This window comes from Microcystis sp. M165S2 (assembly GCF_020245885.1).
GTDB lineage: Bacteria > Cyanobacteriota > Cyanobacteriia > Cyanobacteriales > Microcystaceae > Microcystis.
The window spans coordinates 1-3,015 of record NZ_JADBTZ010000209.1; the positions used below are offsets into that span (position 1 = coordinate 1).

Sequence of the window (3,015 nt, forward strand, 5' to 3'; positions counted from 1 at the left end):
CTTGCGGTGTCAGTCTGTAGAGCGACCATAAGACCAGAACAGAGTAAAACTGTTAAGGCAGGTGCGGAACCCCGCAAGGGACCCCAAGCAGAAACCTAAATCGTGAGGTTTGGGAATCACCGTCCGTTTTACGGCGGTGAGGATGTCAACGGCCAAACTTTTGACTAAAAAGTGCCAGCGATTGGAGTGATCGGGGGGAGAATTCAGGGACTTTTTCCCTGAAAATTGGCTAATTGACCCCCTGAAAATCGGTAAAACCCCACACCCCACACCCTACCCCGTTAAGACAGCACCAGAGTCCGAGCATTTGTACTAAATTTTCCGAGACGCGGTGTCAATCCAGTACACTTGTTCAGCTTGAAATCAAAGCTCCCCCACAACTGGAACCGCTGCCGGCAGTGCAACCGTAGCAATAGGAAGCGGTTTGTACCTCTGCAATGAGATCCAAAGTACCCGGTTGTAATAAATCTGTCAGGGTTAATTTTTGGCCTTGACTGGTGCAAGCGACCAGCTCTTCCATCTGATTAAAATCGCAGTCATAGATATTACCCAAATAATCGATCGAAAGCTGATTACGACACATCAAATGCTCGACAGTATCGCCATTAAAATGGTCTTCGAGGAATTGAAGATAGGGTTGATAGAGTTGCCGGTGTTCCAGATGGAAGCGTGTCCTGCCGACGGGTAGGTTAGTGATAGTAAACAGATTGTTAAAAGAAATATTAAAATGTTCTTGCAAGAACTTTTTGTAATCCCGTGTCAGGGATACCTGATCTGGTGTGAGAGAAAAATTCTCTGACTTAGGAATCTGGGGATTATAGACTAAATCCACAATCAAATTCGGCTCTTGAGCGTAGCCGAGACGGTTTAACCATTGTAAAGCGGCGATCGATCGATCATAGACTCCCATACCGCGCATTTTATCCACATTATCGGCAAGATAACAGGGTAAAGAAGCCACCACCCGCAACTGATGGCCAGCGCAATATTCAGGAATATCAGTAAATCCTTTCTCGAAATAAATAGTTAAATTTGAGCGCACAATTACCTCTTTTCCAGCTTTTCTAGAGGTTTCCACAATTGGCTTAAAACCGTAGAGCATTTCTGGGGCGCCGCCGGTCAGATCGACGGTTTTAATTTGGGGAAATCTTTCGATCAGTTCGATAATTTGTTCGCACACTTCTGGAGTCATTTCTTCGGAGCGACCCGGACTAGCTTCCACATGACAATGGCTACAGGCAAGGTTACATCTTTTCCCCAAATTAATTTGCAGAACCGAGATTTTTTGCTTAGTTAAAGGAGTTTTTAGTTTCTCAACAAAAGGAGTCATGGGAGAGTAAACAGTAATTAGTAAACAGTAAACAGTGACCAATCACTAATCAATGATAACTGATAACTGAGGTATCGAACTTGTCTCGACGCTACTTTTTTAACAGCAACCGCCCCCATTATAGTGCCAAGTGGACTCGGTGATGATTATATCTTGGGGAGAGAAACGAGCTAAGTTGCCCGCAGTTTTATCACAGACGGACACTGGTAATCCTTTGGATAAAATATGCCCGACACCATCATCGAAAATTGCTTCCGTACCAGTATAAATAGCAGTTTTGCCCGTAAAAATACAGGCCCCATCTTCGGGAATAGCTACTTTAAAAGCAACGGAATCCAAACTTTCTAATAGGAGCGGCTCGGCTAAATTATAACTTTGACAGTCCAGTAAACGATAGGGACGACGGGCCCGAATTTCTACCTGACCAAAACCAGCAGCGATCAGCTGTTTAATATAATCCTCGTAGGTCAAGGCCCCCGATAGACACATAGCGCGTAAACGCTGATCTTCTTGCAAATGTTCGGGAATGGGACGAGTGGCGATCGGATCGCTCATCAGTAAACGTCCTCCCGGTTTTAAGACGCGAAAAGCTTCCCGTAAAGCTAACTGTAAATCGGCTGGTTTAAAGATATTAAAAAGACAATTCTGCGCCACTACATCGACGGAGGCATCCTCCACCGGCAATTCAAAGGCAGAACCATCTCTAATTTCCACAAAATCGAGACTAAACCAGGGATTTTCCAGCAGCGCTTCGCTGAGATTTCTTTGGGCTGCCCAACGCATTTCTGGCACTGGATCCACCGCAATGACTCCCCCTGGACGACGGGAAAAATAGGCGAATTGCAGTGCTTCTAAACCACCACCCACACCCACATACAAAACCCTGGGAGAATTGCCTAATTCATTGGACTGCACCGTCGTGCCACAACCATAGTTCATCTCCTGCATAATGGCAGGGATTTTTAACCCCGGTAGTTGCAAAGGACTGCTTTGGACACAACATAGCCCCACTTCGGGAGTTTGGGCTACTTCCCTGTAAAATTTGGCAGTAGCTTCCAGATAAGTCATTTTCATCCTTTAAACTCCTTTTCTCTGATCAATTCAAGGACTGACTTCGCATCCTCGCCTAACGCTATCGTAGCATTCGTACTGACCTATAAACGCTTAAAATGCGTCTTAGCTTATCTTGATGCTCCGAGAGATCGAATATAGTCATTTCAATTAAGATTGAGAATAGCAATGCCAGAGTTCATAAGGGTTTAATCAGTCTAGAGTGTATCAGACTTATCTGAAATGACTATAAATCTTCTTCGGCCTGTTGATAAGAGGTTTTGGCACAAGCACGCAGACAGCACTTCCTTAATTAACGCCAGACTGAGGGGAGATTTGCATTCCAAACCTAACTTTTGGGCTTGTTTTTGCCCAATCTCCTAATGGGACTTAAACGCTCAACAAAGGTCCAATCGAGTATAATCGTTACAGAGTAAGCACTTTACGTTGAGAAATCGGCGATGAAAGAGACAACCCCAGCCGCGATGCCCCCATGCTTTGACCGATGGTGTCGGCGGTTTGACAATTGCTTCAAGAGCGAAGCGCAAAAAAACGGGTTCAGACAATATTTAGGAGGATTATTAGGGGAAAGTGAAAGGAAAAATCTAACTCAAATGGCCAATAATGCCTTCGGA

The 3,015-nt window shown here is 44.9% G+C and carries 2 protein-coding genes and 1 pseudogene; 1 reads left to right on the forward strand and 2 read right to left on the reverse strand.

The annotated features are described in order from the left end of the window. Nucleotides 1–352: 352 nt before the first annotated feature. Nucleotides 353–1,330, reverse strand: coding sequence for an arsenosugar biosynthesis radical SAM (seleno)protein ArsS (gene arsS, locus IM479_RS10865; protein WP_287686363.1), 978 nt, complete (start codon nucleotides 1,328–1,330; stop codon nucleotides 353–355). A 99-nt stretch (nucleotides 1,331–1,429) separates the two neighbouring features. Next, nucleotides 1,430–2,404, reverse strand: a complete 975-nt coding sequence (gene arsM, locus IM479_RS10870) for an arsenosugar biosynthesis arsenite methyltransferase ArsM (protein WP_287686361.1) — start codon at nucleotides 2,402–2,404, stop codon at nucleotides 1,430–1,432. A gap of 437 nt (nucleotides 2,405–2,841) precedes the next feature. Here arsM and IM479_RS10875 point away from each other — a divergent pair. After that, nucleotides 2,842–3,015: pseudogene (locus tag IM479_RS10875) on the forward strand (IS701 family transposase); the annotation flags it as partial.

What these genes read in the sequence shown, in the direction of transcription:
- arsS (WP_287686363.1), bottom strand. Translation starts at nt 1,330, where the DNA reads ATGACTCCTTTTGTTGAGAAACTAAAAACTCCTTTAACTAAGCAAAAA.
- arsM (WP_287686361.1), bottom strand. Translation starts at nt 2,404, where the DNA reads ATGAAAATGACTTATCTGGAAGCTACTGCCAAATTTTACAGGGAAGTA.